Origin of the sequence: Streptococcus mitis, from assembly GCF_946190115.1 — a bacterium.
In the GTDB taxonomy this organism is placed as follows: Bacteria; Bacillota; Bacilli; order Lactobacillales; family Streptococcaceae; genus Streptococcus; species Streptococcus mitis_CO.
In genome coordinates, this window is record NZ_CAMHZG010000018.1 from 1 (window position 1) to 22,744 (window position 22,744).

The 22,744-nt window shown below is 38.6% G+C and carries 22 protein-coding genes; all 22 read left to right on the forward strand.

Going from position 1 to position 22,744, the window contains the following annotated elements; all coding sequences use genetic code 11:
• Nucleotides 1–282: ATP-binding cassette domain-containing protein (locus tag N8L90_RS08440; protein ID WP_474104184.1), on the forward strand; the 282-nt coding region annotated here is incomplete at its 5' end.
• 21 nt (nucleotides 283–303) lie between these two features.
• Nucleotides 304–1,986 (forward strand): ABC transporter ATP-binding protein, encoded by a 1,683-nt coding sequence (locus N8L90_RS08445; protein WP_261025075.1) that lies wholly within the window; start codon nucleotides 304–306, stop codon nucleotides 1,984–1,986.
• A gap of 350 nt (nucleotides 1,987–2,336) precedes the next feature.
• Nucleotides 2,337–2,549 (forward strand): hypothetical protein, encoded by a 213-nt coding sequence (locus tag N8L90_RS08450; protein ID WP_000680089.1) that lies wholly within the window; start codon nucleotides 2,337–2,339, stop codon nucleotides 2,547–2,549.
• Between the two features lie 119 nt (nucleotides 2,550–2,668).
• The gene (pynA, locus tag N8L90_RS08455; protein ID WP_261025076.1) at nucleotides 2,669–3,361 is read left to right on the forward strand and encodes a pyrimidine 5'-nucleotidase PynA; all 693 of its coding nucleotides are present in this window, start codon (nucleotides 2,669–2,671) and stop codon (nucleotides 3,359–3,361) included.
• A 61-nt stretch (nucleotides 3,362–3,422) separates the two neighbouring features.
• A complete protein-coding gene (locus tag N8L90_RS08460; RefSeq protein ID WP_261025077.1) occupies nucleotides 3,423–4,076 on the forward strand; it encodes a uracil-DNA glycosylase in 654 nt (217 codons plus the stop codon).
• A 9-nt stretch (nucleotides 4,077–4,085) separates the two neighbouring features.
• Entirely contained in the window at nucleotides 4,086–4,550 is a 465-nt protein-coding gene (locus N8L90_RS08465) for an NUDIX hydrolase (protein ID WP_001135781.1), read from the forward strand.
• A 12-nt stretch (nucleotides 4,551–4,562) separates the two neighbouring features.
• The gene (locus N8L90_RS08470) at nucleotides 4,563–5,831 is read left to right on the forward strand and encodes a dihydroorotase (protein WP_261025079.1); all 1,269 of its coding nucleotides are present in this window, start codon (nucleotides 4,563–4,565) and stop codon (nucleotides 5,829–5,831) included.
• Nucleotides 5,832–5,872: 41 nt separating this feature from the next.
• Nucleotides 5,873–7,234, forward strand: a complete 1,362-nt coding sequence (gene pdrM / locus N8L90_RS08475; protein ID WP_261025080.1) for a sodium-coupled multidrug efflux MATE transporter PdrM — start codon at nucleotides 5,873–5,875, stop codon at nucleotides 7,232–7,234.
• Nucleotides 7,235–7,387: 153 nt separating this feature from the next.
• The gene (locus N8L90_RS08480; protein ID WP_261025081.1) at nucleotides 7,388–8,356 is read left to right on the forward strand and encodes a thiamine pyrophosphate-dependent dehydrogenase E1 component subunit alpha; all 969 of its coding nucleotides are present in this window, start codon (nucleotides 7,388–7,390) and stop codon (nucleotides 8,354–8,356) included.
• Between the two features lie 15 nt (nucleotides 8,357–8,371).
• On the forward strand, nucleotides 8,372–9,364 hold the full coding sequence (locus N8L90_RS08485; RefSeq protein WP_261025082.1) for an alpha-ketoacid dehydrogenase subunit beta: 993 nt from the start codon (nucleotides 8,372–8,374) through the stop codon (nucleotides 9,362–9,364).
• Between the two features lie 546 nt (nucleotides 9,365–9,910).
• The gene (locus N8L90_RS08490) at nucleotides 9,911–10,954 is read left to right on the forward strand and encodes a dihydrolipoamide acetyltransferase (protein ID WP_261025083.1); all 1,044 of its coding nucleotides are present in this window, start codon (nucleotides 9,911–9,913) and stop codon (nucleotides 10,952–10,954) included.
• Nucleotides 10,955–10,999: 45 nt separating this feature from the next.
• Entirely contained in the window at nucleotides 11,000–12,703 is a 1,704-nt protein-coding gene (gene lpdA, locus N8L90_RS08495; protein WP_261025084.1) for a dihydrolipoyl dehydrogenase, read from the forward strand.
• A gap of 55 nt (nucleotides 12,704–12,758) precedes the next feature.
• Complete coding sequence (locus tag N8L90_RS08500) at nucleotides 12,759–13,748, forward strand: lipoate--protein ligase (RefSeq protein ID WP_261025085.1); 990 nt, start codon at nucleotides 12,759–12,761, stop codon at nucleotides 13,746–13,748.
• 520 nt (nucleotides 13,749–14,268) lie between these two features.
• Nucleotides 14,269–15,528, forward strand: a complete 1,260-nt coding sequence (locus N8L90_RS08505) for a UDP-N-acetylglucosamine 1-carboxyvinyltransferase (RefSeq protein ID WP_001227091.1) — start codon at nucleotides 14,269–14,271, stop codon at nucleotides 15,526–15,528.
• A gap of 15 nt (nucleotides 15,529–15,543) precedes the next feature.
• Entirely contained in the window at nucleotides 15,544–16,095 is a 552-nt protein-coding gene (locus N8L90_RS08510; protein WP_001028727.1) for a GNAT family N-acetyltransferase, read from the forward strand.
• Complete coding sequence (gene spxR, locus N8L90_RS08515; RefSeq protein ID WP_219966645.1) at nucleotides 16,088–17,365, forward strand: CBS-HotDog domain-containing transcription factor SpxR; 1,278 nt, start codon at nucleotides 16,088–16,090, stop codon at nucleotides 17,363–17,365. The genes N8L90_RS08510 and spxR overlap by 8 nt, the downstream gene beginning before the upstream one ends.
• 15 nt (nucleotides 17,366–17,380) lie before the next feature.
• Entirely contained in the window at nucleotides 17,381–18,241 is an 861-nt protein-coding gene (locus tag N8L90_RS08520; protein ID WP_000631543.1) for a methionyl aminopeptidase, read from the forward strand.
• A 265-nt stretch (nucleotides 18,242–18,506) separates the two neighbouring features.
• Nucleotides 18,507–19,214 (forward strand): thiol-disulfide oxidoreductase-associated membrane protein CcdA2, encoded by a 708-nt coding sequence (gene ccdA2, locus N8L90_RS08525; protein WP_261025087.1) that lies wholly within the window; start codon nucleotides 18,507–18,509, stop codon nucleotides 19,212–19,214.
• Between the two features lie 10 nt (nucleotides 19,215–19,224).
• Nucleotides 19,225–19,782, forward strand: a complete 558-nt coding sequence (sdbB, locus tag N8L90_RS08530) for a thiol-disulfide oxidoreductase-associated lipoprotein SdbB (RefSeq protein WP_261025088.1) — start codon at nucleotides 19,225–19,227, stop codon at nucleotides 19,780–19,782.
• 96 nt (nucleotides 19,783–19,878) lie between these two features.
• Nucleotides 19,879–21,240, forward strand: a complete 1,362-nt coding sequence (rlmD, locus tag N8L90_RS08535; RefSeq protein ID WP_261025089.1) for a 23S rRNA (uracil(1939)-C(5))-methyltransferase RlmD — start codon at nucleotides 19,879–19,881, stop codon at nucleotides 21,238–21,240.
• Between the two features lie 311 nt (nucleotides 21,241–21,551).
• Nucleotides 21,552–22,187 (forward strand): TetR/AcrR family transcriptional regulator, encoded by a 636-nt coding sequence (locus N8L90_RS08540; RefSeq protein ID WP_261025090.1) that lies wholly within the window; start codon nucleotides 21,552–21,554, stop codon nucleotides 22,185–22,187.
• Between the two features lie 171 nt (nucleotides 22,188–22,358).
• Nucleotides 22,359–22,744: ABC transporter permease (locus N8L90_RS08545; protein WP_261025091.1), on the forward strand; the 386-nt coding region annotated here is incomplete at its 3' end.

Below are 22,744 nucleotides of genomic sequence, written 5' to 3' on the forward strand. Positions count from 1 at the left end.
TTTCTAACAAAACCTAAATTGTTAATTTTAGATGAGCCAATCAATGGTTTAGATCCAATAGGAATTCAAGAAATTCGGAATCTTTTGTTGTCTCTTTCTAAGGAATGTGGTGTTACAATATTCATCTCAAGTCATATTTTATCGGAAATTTCACAGATAGCAGATAAGATTGGTGTTATCAAAAATGGAGAAATGCTAGAACAAGTCTCTATGAAAGAGCTTAAGAGAGAGAATATTGACTTAGAAGAATATTTTATGTCACATTTTCTAAATGAAATTTAAGAATTATGAGGTAGATTAGGAATGAAACAATTGACAAAGTACCATAAGAAGTCTTTTTATACTTTCATGATTTTTAATATACTAGTTCCTTTAACTAATATTGCTTTTGCTTATTCTATTAAAATTATAATTGATAGTGGTATGTCCCAAAATGAAGATGCCTTAACTCAAGCGGTACTAGTAGGAGCTAGTGTTATTTTCATTTATGCAGGACTGAACTTTATATCTCTTCGATTGAGAAATAAACTTGTTAGGCAAATCATGTCAAGATACAAAAACAAGGTGTTCCAATCTATTTTAGATAGTGATTATAGAGACTTTTCTAAAGAAAAATCAGGGAAGTTTATTTCTGTATTAACTGAAAATATGAAGAAAATTGAGCAAGATTATCTACACCAGTATTTTAATATTTCAAAAAACCTTTCCTTAATGATTTTTTCACTCCTAGCTATGTTTATAGGTAATTGGTTTTTGACCTTATTAGTTATCATTGCTAGCATTATTCCTATGATGATTTCAGGATTTATTGGACAAAAATCAGCCTCTCTACAAAATAGTTCTATGATAGCCGATCAGAAATATTTAGCTAAGGTTAAAGATATTTTAGCAGGGTTTCTAGTTATAAAAAGTTTTAATGTGAAAGAGGCTATCGGTCAAGATTACAAAAATGAAAGCGAAAAATTGGATGAGATATATTTCATCAAAGGGAAATTTGATGTTTTATCTAATGTTATTTCTCAACTTTCAGGGATGATTGTTTTTTTAGTAGCCTTTGGTGGAGGAATGTATCTCGTATTTAATGGCTATACCACAATTGGGAGTGTAACAGCTATTGTTCAACTAGTCAATTTTGTAGTAATACCACTAAATGAAGTTGGTATGGGAATAAGTAAATTCCGTGAAGGTCAGGCAACACTAGATGCATTTGAGGTAAAAGATGTAACAGAACTTCAGACTGGTAAAACGAAAGAATATTTCGATGATGTTATTTCTTTTTCAAATATAGACTTTTCTTACCCTAATACAGAAGAAAAAATTTTTAACCATTTATCATTGAAGATTCAAAAAGGGGAAAAAATTGCAATTGTAGGAATGTCAGGGAGTGGGAAATCAACTTTGCTCAATCTATTACTGCGTTTTTACGATGTAACAAGTGGGCACATCTCCATTGATAATATAGATTTACAAGCTATTTCAGCAGGGAGCCTTTATAACTTAATGACTATTGTTCAACAAGACGTTTATATCTTTGATGATACTTTAAGAGCAAATATTACTCTTAATCAATTCTTCACTGATGAGGAAATAAAGCAAGCTGTACAGCAGTCAGGTCTAGAAAGTTATGTTTTAGAAAATGAATCTGGTCTACAATCTTTATGTGGAGAGAATGGATCAAATTTATCTGGCGGACAAAAACAAAGAGTTAGTATTGCGCGTGCCTTGATTCGAAAAACACCAATCTTATTATTGGACGAGGCAACCTCATCTTTGGATAATCAAGTAACTACTGAAATTGAAAGTTCAATCTTGGATATTCAAAATTTGACGGTTCTTGTTGTTACGCATAAGTTAAATAAGAGCATGTTGAAAAAATACAATAGAATTCTTTTTATGAAAAATGGAGTTATTGTTGAAGATGGTTCTTTTGATAACTTGATGGATAGGAAAGGTGAATTTTATAAATTGGTTGAGTTGAGTGTGTAATGCTACCAGAATAAAAAGAGGATGAAAATCTTTAATCTCAAGTTCTTTTTCAATAATGTTATGGTTGTATAAACAAAGGGAATTTGAGAATTAAAAAGTGACTAAAAAAGAAGGCTAAATAATATTGATCTGTAAAATACAACTCATCGAATATGATTAAATGGTAAATATCAATTAAATTGAAAATTTTATAGTGTTATAATATAATTAAACCATAAGAGCAAGAAGGTTGTTCTAAAAAAATAATCTTAGTATAGCTTATCTCTGACAAATATTTAGATTTTAGAGCTGTTTAATTTTAAGCAGTCATTATTTTTAAACATTAGGGGCTTCAAAGGAGAATATTTAAAATGAAACATTTTTTTGCAGGAATTGGTGAGATAAGATTTAGTAGTTATCTATTGTCTCTATGTGTAGGACTAGCCCCTCTTTTTCATATCTATGTAATAGGCTCTGAAATGAATTTTGTGAAAATAGTGTTATCTATTTTGGGAATTATATTTGTTTGTATTTTAACTATTGCTCGAATTTATAGAAGATTTTTCTATAATTCACTAGAATAGTATGGGTTAGTTAATCAATTGGAACTATTATTTTTGTTATACTTTACCACTTTTAAGTTTTTACATTAAACAACCGAATGAAGTGAAAGTTGTTTATCCTAGAAAGGAAAACTCTCAAATTGCCCTACAAAGTTTTACTCTTCGACCTTGACCATACCTTGCTTGATTTTGATGCTGCTGAGGATGTGGCTTTGACGCAACTTCTAAAAGAAGAAGGAGTTGCAGATATTCAGGCTTATAAAGACTATTATGTTCCTATGAATAAGGCTCTCTGGAAGGACTTAGAGCAAAAGAAAATTAGTAAACAAGAGCTGGTTAACACGCGCTTTTCTCGTTTATTTGCTCATTTTGGACAGGAAAAAGACGGTAGTTTTCTAGCCCAGCGTTACCAATTTTACCTTGCCCAGCAGGGGCAAACTTTTTCAGGCGCTCATGAACTTTTGGACAGCCTCATCGAGCGTGATTATGAGCTATATGCTGCGACAAATGGCATTACTGCCATTCAGACAGGGCGTTTGGCTCAGTCTGGTCTAGCACCTTATTTCAATCAAGTCTTTATCTCTGAACAGTTGCAAACACAAAAGCCAGATGCTCTCTTTTATGAAAAAATCGGTCAACAGATTACAGGCTTTAGTGAAGAAAAGACTCTGATGATTGGAGATTCCCTAACCGCCGACATTCAAGGTGGCAATAATGCGGGGATTGACACGATTTGGTACAATCCTCATCACCTCGAAAATCACACACAAGCCCAGCCGACTTACGAAGTCCATTCTTACCAAGACTTGCTGGATTGTTTAGATAAACTGTAAAAAGTGGTTTAGAAAGCCACTTTTTGCTATAATAGAGGCAGTAAAAACGAAGGAGTCGGCTATGGAACACTCGTCTTGGCATGCTTTGATTAAGGCGCAATTACCTGAGGGTTATTTTGGGAAAATCAATCAGTTTATGGAGCAGGTCTATGCTCAGGGGACTATTTATCCACCCAAGGAAAAGGTTTTTCAGGCTCTCTTGACAACACCGCTTGAAGAAGTTAAGGTGGTGATTCTAGGGCAAGATCCCTATCACGGGCCAGGTCAAGCGCAGGGCTTGAGTTTTTCTGTACCGGACTCTATCCCAGCTCCACCATCCTTGCAAAATATATTGAAAGAATTGTCAGATGATATCGGGGTTAAGAAATCTCATGATTTGACAGCTTGGGCTGAGCAAGGAGTCTTGCTTCTTAATGCTTGTTTGACGGTTCCTGCTGGACGTGCCAATGGTCATGCTGGGCAGATATGGGAGCCTTTTACGGATGCTGTGATTCAGGTGGTTAATCATCTAGATAGACCAGTCGTTTTTGTACTCTGGGGAGTCTATGCACGTAGGAAGAAGGTCTTGGTTACCAATCCTCATCACTTGATTATCGAATCAGCCCATCCCAGTCCTTTGTCAGTTTATAGAGGATTTTGGGGTTCCAAGCCTTTTTCCAAGGCCAATGCATTCTTAAAAGAGACAGGACAAGAGCCAATCGATTGGCTTAGATAAGGAGAAGATATGCCACAGTTAGCGACAATTTGCTACATTGATAACGGGAAAGAACTGCTTATGCTCCACCGCAATAAGAAACCCAATGATGTCCATGAAGGGAAATGGATTGGTGTGGGGGGTAAGCTAGAGAGAGGTGAGACCCCTCAGGAATGCGCAACGCGTGAAATCCTTGAAGAAACAGGGCTCAAAGCCAAGCCGGTTCTAAAAGGTGTCATCACTTTCCCTGAATTTACACCAGATTTAGACTGGTACACCTATGTTTTTAAGGTGACGGAGTTTGAGGGCGACTTGATTGACTGCAACGAGGGAACGCTGGAATGGGTTCCCTATGACGAGGTTTTGAGCAAGCCGACTTGGGAAGGTGACCATACCTTTGTTGAGTGGCTTTTAGAGGATAAACCCTTCTTTTCAGCCAAGTTTGTTTATGATGGGGATAAATTGTTGGATACCCAAGTCGATTTCTATGAATAAAGGAGAAAGCAGATGCTACTAATCAAAAATGGTCGTGTAATGGATCCCAAGTCTGGTTTGGATCAAGTGTGTGATGTCTTAGTTCAAGATGGGAAAATTGTCAAAATTGCACCTGAGATTAAAGAAGAAGGAGCAGAACTGATTGACGCTAATGGTCTTGTAGTTGCTCCTGGCTTGGTCGATATCCATGTTCATTTCCGTGAACCTGGTCAAACCCACAAGGAAGATATTCATACTGGTGCCCTAGCGGCCGCCGCAGGTGGTTTTACAACGGTTGTCATGATGGCTAATACTAGTCCAACCATTTCAGATGTAGAAACCCTGCAAGAAGTTCTCCAGTCAGCTGCCAAAGAGAAGATCAATGTTAAGACGGTTGCGACAATAACTAAGAATTTTAATGGGCAAGATTTGACTGACTTTAAGGCACTCTTAGAAGCTGGAGCTGTTGGTTTCTCAGACGACGGTATTCCACTTGAAAGTAGTAAAGTTGTCAAGGAAGCCATGGAGGAAGCTAAAAAGCTTAATACCTTTATTAGTCTTCATGAGGAAGATCCAGGATTGAACGGTGTTCTTGGGTTTAATGAAAACATTGCTAAAGAACATTTCCATATCTGTGGTGCGACTGGGGTAGCTGAGTATGCTATGATGGCGCGTGATGTCATGATTGCCTATGCAACCAAAGCCCATGTTCATATTCAGCATTTGTCTAAGGAAGAAAGTGTTAAAGTAGTGGAGTTTGCTCAAGGATTGGGAGCGCAAGTCACAGCAGAAGTAGCGCCACAGCATTTTTCTAAGACCGAAGCGCTCCTTTTGACACAAGGAAGCAATGCCAAGATGAATCCACCGCTTCGTTTGGAATCAGACCGTCGTGCTGTTATCGAAAGTCTCAAGTCAGGCGTCATCACAGTTATCGCGACTGACCACGCGCCTCACCATGCAGATGAGAAAAATGTCGAAGATATTACCAAAGCGCCATCTGGCATGACTGGCTTAGAAACATCTCTATCTCTTGGCTTGACCTATTTGGTGGAAACTGGTGAGTTGAGCTTGATGGAATTACTTGAAAAAATGACATACAACCCAGCCAAGCTTTACAGCTTTGAAGCAGGTTACTTGGCTGAGAATGGTCCAGCGGACATCACTATTTTTGATGCTAAGGCTGACCGCCTTGTGGACTCCCATTTTGCTTCCAAAGCAGCTAATTCACCATTTATCGGTGAAACCTTAAAAGGGCAGGTTAAATATACCATCTGTAAGGGACAAATTGTCTATCAAAACTAGGTGATAGTCTGCTCTGTAAACAAAAAGAATAAAGAGCTTATATGTACCAGACCCATCATTTTAAAGACAAGTTTATCTTATTTTTAAAGATATTTTTTCCTATCCTGATTTATCAATTTGCCAATTATTCTGCCTCCTTTGTTGATACGACTATGACAGGCCAATACAATACCATGGATTTAGCTGGTGTGTCTATGGCAACCAGTATCTGGAATCCTTTCTTTACATTCCTGACAGGGATTGTATCAGCCCTGGTGCCCATCATTGGTCACCATCTTGGTCGAGGCAAAAAGGAAGAGGTTGCGTCTGATTTTTACCAGTTCATCTATCTGGCCTTGGGTCTATCTGTGCTCTTGCTGGGGATGGTACTTTTCTTGTCACCACCAATCTTGAATCATATTGGACTAGAAGCACCAGTGGCGGCAGTAGCGGTTCGCTATCTCTGGTTTTTATCTATCGGGATTATCCCCTTGTTGCTCTTTAGTGTTATACGCTCCTTGCTGGATTCGCTGGGCTTGACCAAACTGTCCATGTACCTCATGCTTTTGTTACTTCCCTTGAATAGTGGATTTAACTATCTCTTGATTTACGGGGCCTTTGGAGTTCCAGAGCTGGGAGGGGCTGGTGCAGGTTTAGGTACTTCCTTGGCCTACTGGGTCTTGCTGGGAATTTCTGTTCTGGTTTTATTTAAACAGGAGAAGCTCAAAGCCTTGCATTTTGAGAAACGCATTCCGCTTAATATGGATAAAATCAAGGAAGGAGTTCGCTTAGGTCTGCCTATTGGGGGAACTGTCTTTGCGGAAGTGGCTATCTTTTCCGTGGTTGGCTTGATTATGGCTAAGTTCTCGTTCTTGATTATCGCTAGTCACCAGTCAGCCATGAATTTTTCAAGTCTTATGTACGCCTTTCCTATGAGTATCTCATCGGCTATGGCTATTGTTGTTTCCTATGAAGTGGGAGCCAAGCGATTTGATGATGCTAAAACCTATATTGGTCTAGGAAGATGGACTGCCCTCATTTTTGCGGCCTTCACCTTAACTTTCCTTTACATTTTTAGGGGAAATGTGGCCAGTCTTTATGGTAACGATCCAGAATTTATCGATTTGACAGCGCGTTTTTTGACTTACAGCCTTTTCTTCCAGTTAGCAGATACCTTTGCGGCACCGCTTCAGGGAATTTTACGGGGTTATAAGGATACAGTTATTCCTTTTTACCTTGGTTTGGTTGGTTATTGGGGCGTATCAATCCCAGTGGCTATAGTCTTCGATTCCCTAACAGATTTTGGAGCTTATTCTTACTGGGTTGGTTTGATTATTAGTCTAATCGTGAGTGGGGCGCTTTACCGTTGGCGTTTAACTGTGATTATGAAGAGATTTGAATCTTTAGTAAAATCTAAACGCTAAAAAGTTTGTGAAAAAATATTCTTGATAAGGAAATCCCTTATTCCTATGGGGTTTTCTTTTTTATTTTGTGAAATTTATTTTAGAAAAACTTTGACAGTGCTTTCTAAAAACGGTAAAATAGTAAGGTAAGAAGAAAGTTAGAAAGGCAAGAAGATGTCAACTTTAGATAAAAATCTTTTGCTAAAGATGTTCCGTAAGATGGAAGAAATCCGTCGCATGGACTTAAAAATTGCGCAATTAGTAAAGAAAGGAAAAGTGCCAGGAATGACGCATTTTTCTGTTGGTGAAGAGGCAGCTAACGTGGGGGCTATGTTAGCTCTCAATCCAGATGATCTGATTACCTCAAATCACCGTGGACACGGGCAAGCCATTGCCAAAGGAATTGACCTAAACGGAATGATGGCTGAAATCCTTGGAAAATACACTGGAACCTGTAAAGGTAAAGGTGGTTCTATGCATATCGCCGACCTTGATGCTGGTAACCTCGGTGCCAATGGTATCGTAGGTGGTGGTATGGGAATCGCTGTTGGTGCAGCCCTCAGTCAGCAAATGCAAAATACCGGAAAAATCGTTGTCTGCTTCTTTGGAGATGGTGCGACCAACGAAGGTGTTTTCCACGAAGCAGTGAACATGGCTTCTATCTGGAACCTGCCAGTCATTTTCTATTGCATTAACAACGGTTACGGTATCTCTGCGGATATCAAGAAAATGACCAATGTAGAACATATCCATCAACGTAGCACCGCTTATGGAATTCCTGGAATGTTCATCGAAGACGGTAACAATGTCATCGATGTCTATGAAGGATTTAAGAAAGCTGTAGATCATGTTCGTGGTGGCAATGGTCCAGTCTTGATTGAAAGTGTAACTTATCGCTGGCTTGGTCACTCATCATCTGACCCTGGTAAATATCGTACACGTGAAGAAGTGGAATTGTGGAAACAAAAAGACCCAATCGAAAACCTCCGCAAGTACCTCATTGAAAATAATATTGCAAGTGCCGAAGAATTGGAAGAAATCCAAGCGCAAGTAAAGGAAGCAGTAGAAGCTTCTGTTAAATTTGCAGAGGAAAGTCCATTCCCACCGCTTGAATCAGCCTTTGAAGATATATACGCAGACTAAGGAGAAAGAGATAAAATGAAAATAAAAACAATGTCCTTCCGTGACACCATTATCCTTGCTATGTCTGAGGAAATGCGTCGCGATGAAAATGTGTTCTTGATGGGAGAAGACGTCGGTGTCTTCGGAGGAGACTTCGGAACTTCTGTTGGAATGCTTGAAGAATTTGGTCCAGAACGCGTTCGTGACTGTCCGATTTCTGAAGCTGCCATTTCAGGAGCAGCAGCAGGAGCAGCCATGACAGGACTTCGTCCCATCGTCGATATGACCTTCATGGACTTTTCTGTTATTGCCATGGACAATATCGTCAACCAAGCCGCTAAAACTCGTTACATGTTTGGTGGCAAAGGTCAGGTTCCAATGACCGTTCGATGCGCTGCTGGTAACGGAGTTGGTTCTGCAGCCCAGCACTCGCAATCACTAGAGTCTTGGTTTACTCACATTCCTGGACTTAAGGTTGTAGCACCTGGAACACCTGCTGACATGAAAGGATTGCTTAAGTCTTCTATCCGTGATAATAACCCTGTTATCATCCTTGAGTACAAGTCAGAATTTAACCAAAAAGGGGAAGTGCCAGTTGATCCAGACTACACGATTCCACTTGGAGTTGGGGAAATCAAACGCCAAGGTACGGATGTAACAGTTGTTACTTATGGAAAAATGCTTCGCCGTGTGGTTCAAGCTGCTGAAGAATTAGCAGAAGAAGGAATCTCTGTTGAAATTGTTGACCCACGTACCCTTGTTCCGCTTGATAAGGATATTATCATTAACTCAGTTAAGAAGACTGGTAAGGTTGTTCTGGTCAACGATGCCCACAAAACAAGTGGTTATATTGGAGAGATTTCAGCAATTATTTCAGAATCAGAAGCATTTGACTATCTAGATGCACCAATTCGCCGTTGTGCAGGAGAAGATGTGCCAATGCCTTACGCGCAAAACCTAGAAAATGCAATGATTCCAACCGTTGAAAGCATCAAAGATGCCATCCGTAAAACATATAATAAAGAATAAATCTACATAAGATAAATTATGTAAAATAATGGTTGCTTTTAACTTTAGTAACTTGAGATATGTAATGTACCCAAGTTATTTCTAAAGTTGCGACAGGAGAGAGTCGAATCGATGTTATTCGACGAACGACTTAGTAAGTCTACAAGGTTGACCGCCTGATAGCGGCAACCGTAGTAACTTGAGACACGTTCCGTGTCCAAGTTACTTGTAGAGTTGAACTCGGGCTAAAGTCTGTGTGAAAAAGATAAACTTTCCTAGAAACTAAAGTTTCCTATTTTCACTTTGACTTTTGACGCCCTTTACATCATTTAATTGAATTCGGACGGAGGTCTGCGAAAAAAAGATAGATTTCCTTGTGTTCATCGAACACATCGTCAATCTCCTATTTTTTCATTGCCCTCTGCGTCCTTAATATCTTATATTCGAACACGGGCTAAAAGCTCGGAAAAAAGATAAATCTCCTTGGCTTCATCGAAACCATCGTCGATTTCCTATTTTTCAGTCGCTTTTAACGCCCTTTGTATCATAAATAGAATTGGAGAGGTCATGGCTGATGACAAGCTAAGAGCGACTCCTGCGGCTAGAAAGTTAGCGGATGATTTAGGGATCAACCTCTACGACGTTTCTGGCTCAGGTGCAAACGGTCGTGTCCACAAAGAAGACGTGGAAACTTATAAAGACACAAACGTGGTTCGCATTTCGCCACTTGCAAAAAGAATTGCCTTCGAACATAACATTGCTTGGCAGGAAATCCAAGGAACTGGTCATCGTGGTAAAATCATGAAGAAGGATGTTTTGGCCTTGCTTCCTGAAAATATCGAAAACGACACCATCAAGTCTCCTGCTCAAATTGAAAAAGTGGAAGAAGTTCCAGATAATATCACTCCTTATGGTGAAATTGAACGTATTCCAATGACACCAATGCGTAAGGTTATTGCCCAACGTATGGTTGAATCTTACCTAACTGCTCCAACCTTCACGCTCAACTATGAAGTTGATATGACTGAAATGTTGGCTCTTCGTAAGAAGGTGCTTGAGCCAATCATGGAAGCAACTGGGAAGAAGACTACTGTAACAGACCTTCTTTCACTTGCAGTTGTTAAGACTCTTATGAAACACCCCTACATCAATGCTTCGTTGACAGAAGATGGCAAGACTATTATCACTCACAACTATGTCAATCTTGCCATGGCAGTTGGGATGGATAATGGATTGATGACACCTGTTGTTTACAATGCTGAGAAGATGAGTCTTTCAGAACTGGTTGTAGCCTTCAAGGATGTCATTGGCCGTACCTTGGATGGCAAATTGGCTCCAAGTGAGTTGCAAAATTCAACATTTACAATCAGTAATTTGGGAATGTTTGGCGTTCAGTCCTTTGGTCCGATCATCAACCAACCAAACTCAGCTATCCTTGGTGTCAGTTCGACAATTGAGAAGCCAGTTGTCGTCAATGGTGAAATTGTGATTCGCCCTATCATGAGCCTAGGATTAACTATTGACCACCGTGTCGTAGATGGTATGGCTGGCGCTAAGTTTATGAAGGACTTGAAAGAGTTGATTGAAAACCCAATCTCAATGTTGATTTAAGAGCAAGAGTATTCATTTTTAAGATATAGATAAAGGAAGGAAGACATGGCCTTAGAAGTAATTATGCCAAAAGCCGGCGTGGATATGACAGAAGGACAAATCGTCCAATGGAATAAAAAAGTCGGAGAATTTGTAAAAGAAGGAGAAATCCTTTTGGAAATCATGACTGATAAAGTCAGCATGGAATTGGAAGCAGAAGAAGATGGTTACTTGATCGCTATCCTCAAAGGAGATGGTGAAACTGTCCCTGTAACGGAAGTTATCGGTTACCTTGGTGAAGAAGGTGAAAACATCCCAACAGCTGGAGCCGCAGCGCCAGAAGCTAGCCCAGCACCTGCAGCAAGTGCCTCAAACGATGATGGTAAGAGCGATGATGCTTTTGATATCGTTGTGATTGGTGGAGGTCCTGCTGGCTATGTTGCAGCCATTAAAGCTGCCCAACTCGGTGGGAAGGTTGCCCTTGTTGAGAAATCTGAACTTGGTGGAACCTGCTTAAACCGTGGATGTATTCCAACCAAGACCTACCTTCATAACGCTGAAATTATTGAAAATATTGGTCATGCTGCAAACCGTGGTATCGTCATTGAAAATCCAAACTTCACTGTAGATATGGACAAACTTTTAGAAACTAAATCTAAAGTTGTTAATACTCTTGTTGGTGGAGTTGCTGGTCTTCTTCGTAGCTACGGAGTTACTGTTCATAAAGGAATTGGTACGATCACTAAGGACAAGAATGTCTTGGTAAATGGTTCTGAATTGCTTGAAACAAAGAAAATCATCCTTGCTGGTGGTTCAAAAGTAAGCAAAATCAATGTTCCTGGTATGGAATCATCTCTTGTGATGACTAGTGATGACATCCTTGAAATGAACGAAGTTCCAGAAAGCCTCGTTATCATCGGTGGTGGGGTTGTCGGTATCGAACTCGGTCAAGCATTCATGACCTTCGGTTCAAAAGTTACTGTTATCGAAATGATGGATCGCATTGTTCCAGCGATGGATGCGGAAGTATCTAAAAACCTTCGCTTGATTCTTGAACGCAAAGGTATGACGATCTTGACAGGTACTAAACTTCAAGAAATTATTGAAGAAGATGGCAAACTCCGTATCAAAGTTGAAGGAAAAGATGATATCATCGCTAGCAAAGCTCTCCTTTCAATTGGTCGTGTGCCAGACCTTGAAGGAATTGGCGAAGTTGAGTTTGAATTGGATCGTGGACGTATCAAGGTTAACGAGTACATGGAAACTTCTGTTCCTGGTATTTATGCACCAGGCGATATCAACGGTACTAAGATGTTGGCTCACGCTGCCTTCCGTATGGGTGAAGTTGCTGCTGAAAATGCCCTTAAAGGAAACCACGCTGTTGCCAAATTGAACTTGACTCCTGCAGCTATTTACACACTTCCAGAAGTAGCAGCAGTTGGTTTGACTGAAGAACAAGCTCGTGAAAAATATGATGTCCAAATCGGTAAATTCAACTTTGCTGCTAACGGTCGTGCCATTGCATCTGATGCTGCTCAAGGTTTCGTTAAAGTTATCGCAGATAAGAAATACGGTGAAATCCTTGGTGTTCATATCATCGGACCTGCAGCTGCAGAATTGATCAATGAAGCATCGAGCATTATTGAAATGGAAATCACTGTAGAAGAAATGCTTAAGACAATCCACGGACACCCAACATACTCTGAAGTAATGTACGAAGCATTTGCTGATGTTCTTGGAATGGCTATCCATTCACCTAAGAAAAAATAAAAATTGATAGACTAGACTGGAATTTATTCCAGTCTCTATCGTATAAAGGGATATCATGAAATATATTATCAATCATTCAAACGACACTGCTTTTAATATCGCCTTGGAAGAATATGCCTTTAAACACCTTTTGGATGAGGATCAAATCTTCCTACTTTGGATCAACAAGCCATCTATCATTGTTGGTCGTCACCAAAATACCATCGAAGAAATCAACCGTGATTATGTTCGAGAAAATGGTATTGAGGTGGTCCGCCGTATCAGTGGTGGTGGAGCTGTTTACCACGATTTAAATAACCTCAACTACACGATCATCTCCAAAGAAGATGAAAATAAGGCATTTGACTTCAAGAGCTTCTCAACTCCAGTTATCAATACTTTGGCTCAACTTGGGGTTAAAGCTGAGTTCACAGGCCGTAATGACTTAGAGATTGATGGAAAGAAATTCTGTGGCAATGCTCAAGCCTATATCAACGGTCGTATCATGCACCACGGTTGCTTGCTCTTTGACGTTGATTTGTCAGTCCTTGCTAACGCCCTCAAGGTTTCAAAGGACAAATTTGAGTCAAAAGGTGTGAAATCCGTCCGTGCTCGTGTAACCAATATTGTCAATGAATTGCCAGAAAAAATCACGGTTGAAGAATTCCGTGATTTACTCTTGGAATACATGAAAAAAGAGTACCCAGAGATGACTGAATACGTTTTTTCTGAGGAAGAATTGGCTGAAATCAATCGCATCAAGGATACTAAGTTTGGTACTTGGGACTGGAACTATGGTAAATCACCTGAATTTAACGTCCGTCGTGGAACAAAATTCACTAGTGGTAAGGTTGAAGTCTTTGCTAATGTTCTCGAATCAAAAATCCAAGACATCAAGATTTACGGTGACTTCTTTGGTATCGAAGACGTTGTAGCTGTAGAAGATGTCCTTCGTGGCGTCAAATACGAACGCGAAGACGTCCTTAAGGCGCTAGAAACAATTGATATTACACGCTACTTTGCTGGCATTAGCCGTGAAGAAATCGCTGAAGCGGTAGTAGAGTAAAGAAAAGCTATTTGTTAGTCATTGTGGCTTGCAGAAAAGATATTATCTGGATAGGACAAGTCTTAAAACCTGCTGAACGAGAATCAAAAAGAACTCACTTCCAATGCTTAATAAAAAAACTCGGAAGTTTGTTCTGAGTCAACTAAATACGACTATTTGCAATTGAATATAGAGATGAGAAGGTCAGTAGTAGATTATCAGTAAGGTGACACAGACATGAGTTGTTTTTGATTTCCGCATAGTATTAACACCCCAAAAGACTATTATTTCTATAGTTGAACGATACCTCAAAAGTTAGATAGAGAAAATCTAATTTTTGGGGTATTTTATAATTCTTAATTTAGGATTTTTTAGTATCAAAAGATGTTTCATAAAATATGGACTCAACCTTTCAACTTAATCCTATTTATTACTTACTATCTCCAATAAAAGTGAAAAGGATGGAAAAAAGGTTGCATTTATGATATAATTTATTTTAAAGACCTTATTAGAAATCTTGAAAGAGTATTAAAAACTTAGAATGAGAAAAATTGTTATCAATGGTGGATTACCACTACAAGGTGAAATCACTATTAGTGGTGCTAAAAATAGCGTTGTGGCCTTAATTCCAGCTATTATATTGGCTGATGATGTGGTGACTTTGGATTGTGTTCCAGATATTTCGGATGTAGCCAGTCTTGTCGAAATCATGGAATTGATGGGAGCTACTGTTAAGCGTTATGATGATGTCTTGGAGATTGATCCAAGAGGTGTTCAAAATATTCCAATGCCTTATGGTAAAATTAACAGTCTTCGTGCATCTTACTATTTTTATGGGAGCCTCTTAGGCCGTTTTGGTGAAGCGACAGTTGGTCTACCGGGAGGATGTGATCTTGGTCCTCGTCCGATTGACCTACACCTTAAGGCTTTTGAAGCTATGGGTGCCACTGTTAGCTACGAGGGAGATAACATGAAGTTATCTGCTAAAGATACAGGACTTCATGGCGCAAGTATTTACATGGACACGGTTAGTGTAGGGGCAACGATCAATACGATGATTGCTGCGGTTAAAGCGAATGGTCGTACTATTATTGAAAATGCGGCCCGTGAGCCTGAGATTATTGATGTAGCTACTCTCTTGAATAATATGGGAGCCCATATCCGCGGTGCAGGAACTAATATCATCATTATTGATGGTGTTGAAAGATTACATGGAACCCGTCATCAGGTGATTCCAGACCGTATCGAAGCTGGAACATATATTTCCTTAGCTGCTGCAGTCGGCAAGGGGATTCGTATAAATAATGTTCTTTACGAACACCTAGAAGGATTTATTGCTAAGCTGGAAGAAATGGGAGTGAGAATGACTGTATCTGAAGACAGCATTTTTGTCGAAGAGCAGTCTAATTTGAAAGCAATCAATATTAAGACAGCTCCTTATCCAGGCTTTGCAACTGATTTGCAACAACCGATTACCCCACTTTTACTAAGAGCGAATGGTCGTGGTACAATTGTTGATACGATTTACGAAAAGCGTGTAAATCATGTTTTTGAACTAGCAAAGATGGATGCGGACATTTCGACAACAAATGGTCATATTTTGTACACAGGTGGACGTGATTTGCGTGGGGCAAGTGTTAAAGCGACTGACCTACGAGCTGGAGCTGCACTAGTCATTGCTGGGCTTATGGCTGAAGGTAAAACTGAAATTACAAATATCGAGTTTATCTTACGTGGTTATTCTGATATTATTGAAAAATTACGTAATCTAGGAGCGGATATTACACTTGTTGAGGATTAAACCGTAGAGGTGTTTATGAATATTTGGACCAAATTAGCAATGTTTTCTTTTTTTGAAACGGATCGCTTGTATTTGCGTCCTTTCTTTTTTAGTGATAGTCAAGACTTCCACGAGATAGCTTCAAATCCAGAAAATCTTCAATTTATTTTCCCAACGCAGGCAAGTCTGGAAGAAAGTCAATATGCACTGGCCAATTACTTTATGAAGTCCCCTTTGGGAGTGTGGGCAATTTGTGACCAGAAAAATCAACAAATGATTGGTTCTATTAAATTTGAGAAGTTAGATGAAATCAAAAAAGAAGCTGAGCTTGGCTATTTTTTGAGAAAAGATGCTTGGTCGCAAGGATTTATGACAGAGGTTGTTAGAAAAATTTGTCAGCTTTCTTTTGAGGAATTTGGCTTAAAACAATTATCTATCATTACCCACCTTGAAAATGAAGCTAGCCAAAGAGTTGCTCTTAAGTCTGGATTTAGTTTGTTCCGTCAGTTTAAGGGAAGTGATCGCTACACAAGAAAAATGCGGGATTATCTTGAATTTCGGTATGTAAAAGGAGAATTCAATGAGTAAGCATCAGGAAATTCTAAGCTATTTGGAGGAATTACCAGTAGGTAAAAGGGTCAGTGTTCGTAGTATTTCCAACCATCTGGGAGTCAGTGATGGAACGGCCTATCGCGCTATCAAGGAAGCTGAAAACCGTGGAATTGTGGAGACCCGTCCTAGAAGTGGAACAATCCGCGTCAAATCCCAGAAAGTTGCTATTGAAAGATTAACTTTTGCTGAAATTGCAGAAGTGACTTCTTCTGAGGTTTTGGCTGGGCAAGAAGGTTTAGAGAGAGAATTTAGTAAGTTTTCAATTGGTGCCATGACTGAACAAAATATCTTGTCTTACCTTCACGATGGGGGGCTCTTGATTGTCGGAGACCGAACCCGTATTCAGTTGCTAGCCTTGGAAAATGAAAATGCAGTTCTGGTTACAGGGGGATTTCAGGTTCATAATGATGTACTTAAACTGGCCAATCAAAAAGGGATCCCGGTTCTGAGAAGCAAGCATGACACATTCACCGTCGCGACCATGATCAATAAAGCCTTGTCAAATGTCCAAATCAAGACTGATATTCTGACTGTTGAGAAACTTTACCGTCCGAGTCATGAATATGGTTTTCTGAGAGAGACTGACACAGTTAAAGATTATTTGGACTTAGTTCGTAAGAATCGTAGCAGTCGTTTCCCTGTTATCAATCAACATCAGGTCGTTGTTGGGGTTGTTACTATGAGAGATGCGGGTGATAAGTCACCAAGTACCACAATTGATAAGGTCATGTCTCGTAGTCTATTTTTAGTTGGATTATCGACAAATATTGCCAATGTGAGTCAACGGATGATTGCAGAAGACTTTGAAATGGTACCAGTTATTCGGAATAATCAAACCTTGCTTGGAGTTGTGACACGACGAGATGTCATGGAGAAGATGAGTCGTTCCCAAGTTTCTGCTCTACCGACTTTTTCTGAGCAGATTGGACAAAAACTCTCTTATCACCATGATGAAGTAGTCATTACAGTGGAACCCTTTATGCTTGAAAAAAATGGTGTTTTGGCTAACGGCATATTGGCAGAAATCTTGACTCATATGACCCAAGATTTAGTTGTAAATAGTGGTCGCAATCTCATCATCGAACAAATGCTGATCTACTTTTTGCAGGCTGTTCAGATAGATGATATACTGCGCATTCAAGCACGCATTATCCATCATACTAGACGATCAGCTATTATTGATTACGATATTTATCATGGTCATCAGATTGTTTCAAAAGCAAATGTGACTGTTAAAATTAATTAGAAACTAGGAGAAAAAATGATAACATTAAAATCAGCTCGTGAAATTGAAGCTATGGATAAGGCCGGTGATTTTTTAGCAAGTATTCATATCGGCTTACGTGATTTGATTAAGCCTGGCGTAGATATGTGGGAAGTTGAAGAGTATGTCCGCCGTCGTTGTAAGGAAGAAAATTTCCTTCCGCTTCAGATTGGGGTTGACGGTGCCATGATGGACTATCCTTATGCTACCTGTTGCTCTCTTAACGATGAAGTAGCTCATGCCTTCCCTCGTCACTATATTTTGAAAGATGGTGATTTGCTCAAAGTTGATATGGTTTTGGGAGGTCCTATTGCTAAGTCTGATCTGAATGTCTCAAAATTAAACTTCAACAATGTTGAGCAAATGAAGAAATACACTCAGAGCTATTCTGGTGGTCTAGCAGACTCTTGTTGGGCTTATGCTGTTGGTACACCGTCCGAAGAAGTGAAAAACTTGATGGATGTAACCAAAGAAGCTATGTACAAGGGGATTGAGCAAGCTGTTGTTGGAAATCGTATCGGTGATATTGGTGCAGCCATTCAAGAATACGCTGAAAGTCGTGGTTACGGTGTAGTGCGTGATTTGGTTGGTCATGGTGTTGGCCCAACCATGCACGAAGAACCAATGGTTCCCAACTATGGTATTGCTGGTCGTGGACTTCGTCTTCGTGAAGGAATGGTCTTGACTATTGAACCAATGATCAATACAGGTGACTGGGAAATCGATACAGATATGAAAACTGGTTGGGCGCATAAGACCATTGACGGTGGACTGTCATGCCAATATGAACACCAATTCGTGATTACGAAAGATGGACCTGTTATCTTGACTAGCCAAGGTGAAGAAGGAACTTATTAAATAAGTAAAAGTAGATTGAAGAAAAAGTCGACTTGGACAAATTTCTTCAATCTTTTTCTTTTATCTATGGCGAAATGAAAAAACCGAACAACTTGATTGAGAAATTCAAATCAATTTCTAACAATGTTTTAGAAAACATAGTGTACTATTAAAGAGTTTGTTTCACAAAATATAATGACAAAAACAGTTAACCGTAGCAAACTTGATACAAATTTTAACATTTATAGTACAATAGGTTTAAATTCTTAAGAAAGTTGGTTCTTTATTGGAAACGATAGTCTTTTCAATCTCCGTTTTTCTAGCAGGGGTATTGTCCTTCTTTTCCCCTTGTATTTTTCCTCTGTTACCAGTTTATACTGGAATTTTACTGGATGATCAGGAAAGCGCAAAAAATTTTTCCTTGTTTGGGAGAAAAGTTGCTTGGTCAGGTTTGATTCGAACGCTTTGCTTTATCGCAGGTATTTCACTCATTTTCTTTATTCTAGGATTTGGTGCTGGTTACTTTGGTAATATTCTCTATGCCAATTGGTTTCGCTATACCATGGGTACGATTATCATTATTTTGGGTCTTCACCAGATGGAAATTTTTCATTTTAAGAAATTAGAGGTTCAAAAAAGCTTTACTTTTAAGAAATCAGAAGCTAATCGTTATTGGTCAGCCTTTTTACTCGGTATTACTTTTAGCTTCGGTTGGACGCCTTGTATCGGTCCAGTTTTGAGTTCTGTTTTAGCACTTGCGGCTTCTGGAGGCAATGGCGCTTGGCAAGGTGCTATTTATACCTTGATTTACACTCTGGGGATGGCAATTCCTTTCTTGGTCTTGGCCCTAGCTTCAGGAGTCGTGATGCCTTATTTTAGTAAAATCAAGCGTCATATGATGCTACTGAAGAAAATTGGTGGTTTCCTCATTATTTTAATGGGAATTTTGTTACTATTAGGACAAGTAAATGTTCTAGCTGGAATTTTTGAATAAAGGAGAACAAATGAAAAAAATAATATTTGCTGGCTTAAGCCTCTTGTCATTAGTCGTATTGATAGCCTGTGGTGAGGAAGAGACTAAAAAGACTCAAGCAGCACAACAGCCAAAACAACAAACGACTGTACAACAAATTGCTGTTGGAAAAGATGCTCCAGATTTTACCTTGCAATCTATGGATGGTAAAGAAGTTAAGTTATCTGATTATAAGGGTAAAAAAGTCTATTTGAAGTTTTGGGCTTCCTGGTGTGGTCCATGTAAGAAAAGTATGCCTGAGTTGATGGAATTAGCTGCAAAACCAGATCGTGATTTTGAAATTCTTAGTGTCATTGCACCGGGTATTCAAGGTGAAAAAACCGTTGAGCAATTCCCACAATGGTTCCAAGATCAAGGTTATAAGGATATCCCAGTTCTTTATGACACAAAAGCAACCACCTTCCAAGCTTATCAAATTCGAAGCATTCCTACAGAATACCTAATTGATAGTCAAGGAAAGATTGGAAAGATTCAATTTGGTGTTATCAGTAATGCGGATGCAGAAGCAGCATTTAAAGAAATGAACTAGCATAGATAAAGAGAATCTGATTACAAATTTCATGGTATAATAGATGGTAACCGTAACGTTGCCGTCTTTTTTGTCGGCCAATAGAAAGAGAAGAGAATGTTAAAGAAAAATGATATTGTAGAAGTTGAAATTGTTGACTTGACCCATGAAGGTTCTGGCGTGGCCAAGGTAGATGGTTTGGTCTTTTTTGTAGAGAATGCTTTACCGAGTGAAAAAATCCTCATGCGAGTTCTCAAGGTTAATAAAAAGATTGGTTTTGGGAAAGTTGAAGAATACCTTATCCAGTCGCCACACCGTAATCAAGATCTAGATTTGGATTACCTGCGTTCAGGAATCGCGGATTTGGGTCATCTTGCCTATTCAGAACAGCTCAAATTTAAAACCAAGCAAGTCAAGGACAGCCTCTACAAGATTGCTGGAATTACAAATGTAGAAGTTGCTGAAACTTTAGGTATGGAAAATCCAGTCAAGTACCGCAACAAGGCACAGGTGCCTGTTCGTCGTGTTAATGGTGTCTTAGAAACTGGATTTTTCCGTAAGAATTCCCACGATCTCATGCCTTTGGAAGATTTCTTTATCCAAGATCCTGTGATTGATGAGGTAGTAGTAGGTCTACGTGACTTGCTCCGCCGTTATGATTTGAAACCTTATGATGAAAAGGAACAAGCTGGTTTGATTCGTAATCTTGTGGTGCGTCGCGGACACTATTCAGGTCAAATTATGGTTATTTTGGTAACAACTCGTCCCAAAGTTTTTCGTGTTGAGCAATTGATTGAACAACTAATCAATCAGTTCCCGGAGATTGTGTCTGTCATGCAAAATATCAATGACCAGAACACCAATGCTATTTTTGGTAAGGAATGGCGCACCCTTTATGGACAAGACTTTATCACTGACCAGATGTTGGGAAATGACTACCAAATCGCTGGACCCGCTTTTTACCAAGTCAATACTGAAATGGCTGAAAAACTTTATCAAACAGCCATTGACTTTGCAGCATTAAAATCAGATGATGTGGTCATTGATGCCTATTCTGGTATCGGGACGATTGGCCTCTCCGTTGCAAAACATGTCAAGGAAGTTTATGGTGTTGAAGTTATTCCAGAAGCGGTTGAGAATAGCAAGAAGAATGCTCAACTGAACAATATTTCAAACGCCCACTATGTCTGTGATACAGCCGAAAATGCCATGAAAAATTGGCTTAAAAATGGAATTCAACCAAGCCTTATCCTAGTGGACCCACCAAGAAAAGGACTCACAGAAAGCTTTATTAAAGCAAGTAGCCAAACAGGAGCAGACCGCATCGCCTATATCTCCTGCAATGTCGCTACTATGGCGCGTGATATCAAACTCTACCAAGAATTGGGATATGAGTTGAAGAAAGTACAGCCGGTTGACTTATTCCCTCAAACTCATCATGTTGAGTGTGTAGTGTTGCTACAACGAAAAAAAGGGTGAAAATCCTTGATTTTAAGCTATTTTACAAGCATTTTGTCTTTGTAGATAAAGGCAATTTTGACGTCAAAAAAGTCCTGAAAAGGAACATAGATGTATATGTATTTGTAGATGTCGTTTGCGCATCGGAAAAATGAATACAACAATAAATATTTATCTAAAGAGAGAACAATTGTATATTGTTCTCCTTTTTTTATTTTCAGGAGGGAAAATGAATGGCGTAAAATTATAGTAAATAACAAGAAACTTGACATTATGAGTTTAATACATTATAATACAATTACATACCATCGGTATGATAGAAAGGAACTAAAATGGCAAGGAATAGAAATCCGGAAGAAACAAGAAGGAAAATATTAGAAGTTTCGAAAGAGTTATTTTTAGAAAAAGGATTTGATAATACTTCAATACAAGATATAATTGATGGCCTAGGTGGCTTGACAAAAGGTGTTATTTATCATCATTTTGAGTCTAAAGATGAAATATTGCAATCAATCCTTAGCGAAAATAATCAAGAAATTCTAAATTATACTTGGAGAGGAGAAACAGGATTAGAAAAAATACAAAATTCTTTAATGGATGCTTTCTCTAATTTTGAACAACAAAGGCTTGTATATTCAGCTTCTATTAAGCTAAGGAGTCCACGTTTATTAGGAGAGCAGTACCTAAGTTTATTTTCTGATTTTTTACCAGAAATTAGAGGAAGAGTTTACGAAGGTGTTAAAGATGGATCAATCAAAACAGAATATCCCAAAGAGCTAGCTGATTTGATTGTTTTAACTTTAAATATTTGGGTTGGATTCCAAATTTCTATTTATTCAGTAGAAGAATTAAAGAGTAAAATGAAGTTCATTAAACTTACTTTTGAAGGACTAGGGGTACAGTTGATTACTGATGAAATGATGGAGGTGATTTTCCAATTATTTGATCATTTAAAAGGTGTTAAATAAATTTTAAGTATTGATATTTAAAAAAATACCATACTCTAGATATGGTATTAAAAATTTCATTATACATACCTTTAGTATGTTTATTTTTTAAATTTTAACATACCAGAAGTATGTAAGGTGCTTTTTGAATAGTGTAATTAATATTAAGAAAATTTTTTGGAGGAAAAATCTATGTTGTCGCTTATTAAAATTGAATTAAATAAAGTTTCAAAATCTAAATTATTTTGTGCTTGGTTAGGTACTATATTTATAGTATTAGGTATTACAGGAATCATAATCATGGGGTTAGGTACTGATAATAAACTGGGAGAATTCGTTGGACAGAATGCCGATAATATTAGAATTGCTGATAAATGGGAAGGTTGGGCAATTGCAACATCATTGTTTGCATCTTTATTTACCAAAGCAGCATTTTTGATTTTTGAATCTTATTTATTGTCTACGATTATTATTGAGGAATTTAAACGCAGAACAATTTTTCAGCTGTTTTCCTACCCTGTTTCTAAAATAAAGTTACTATGGGGAAAAGTGCTTACAGTAATTCTGATATCATTTAT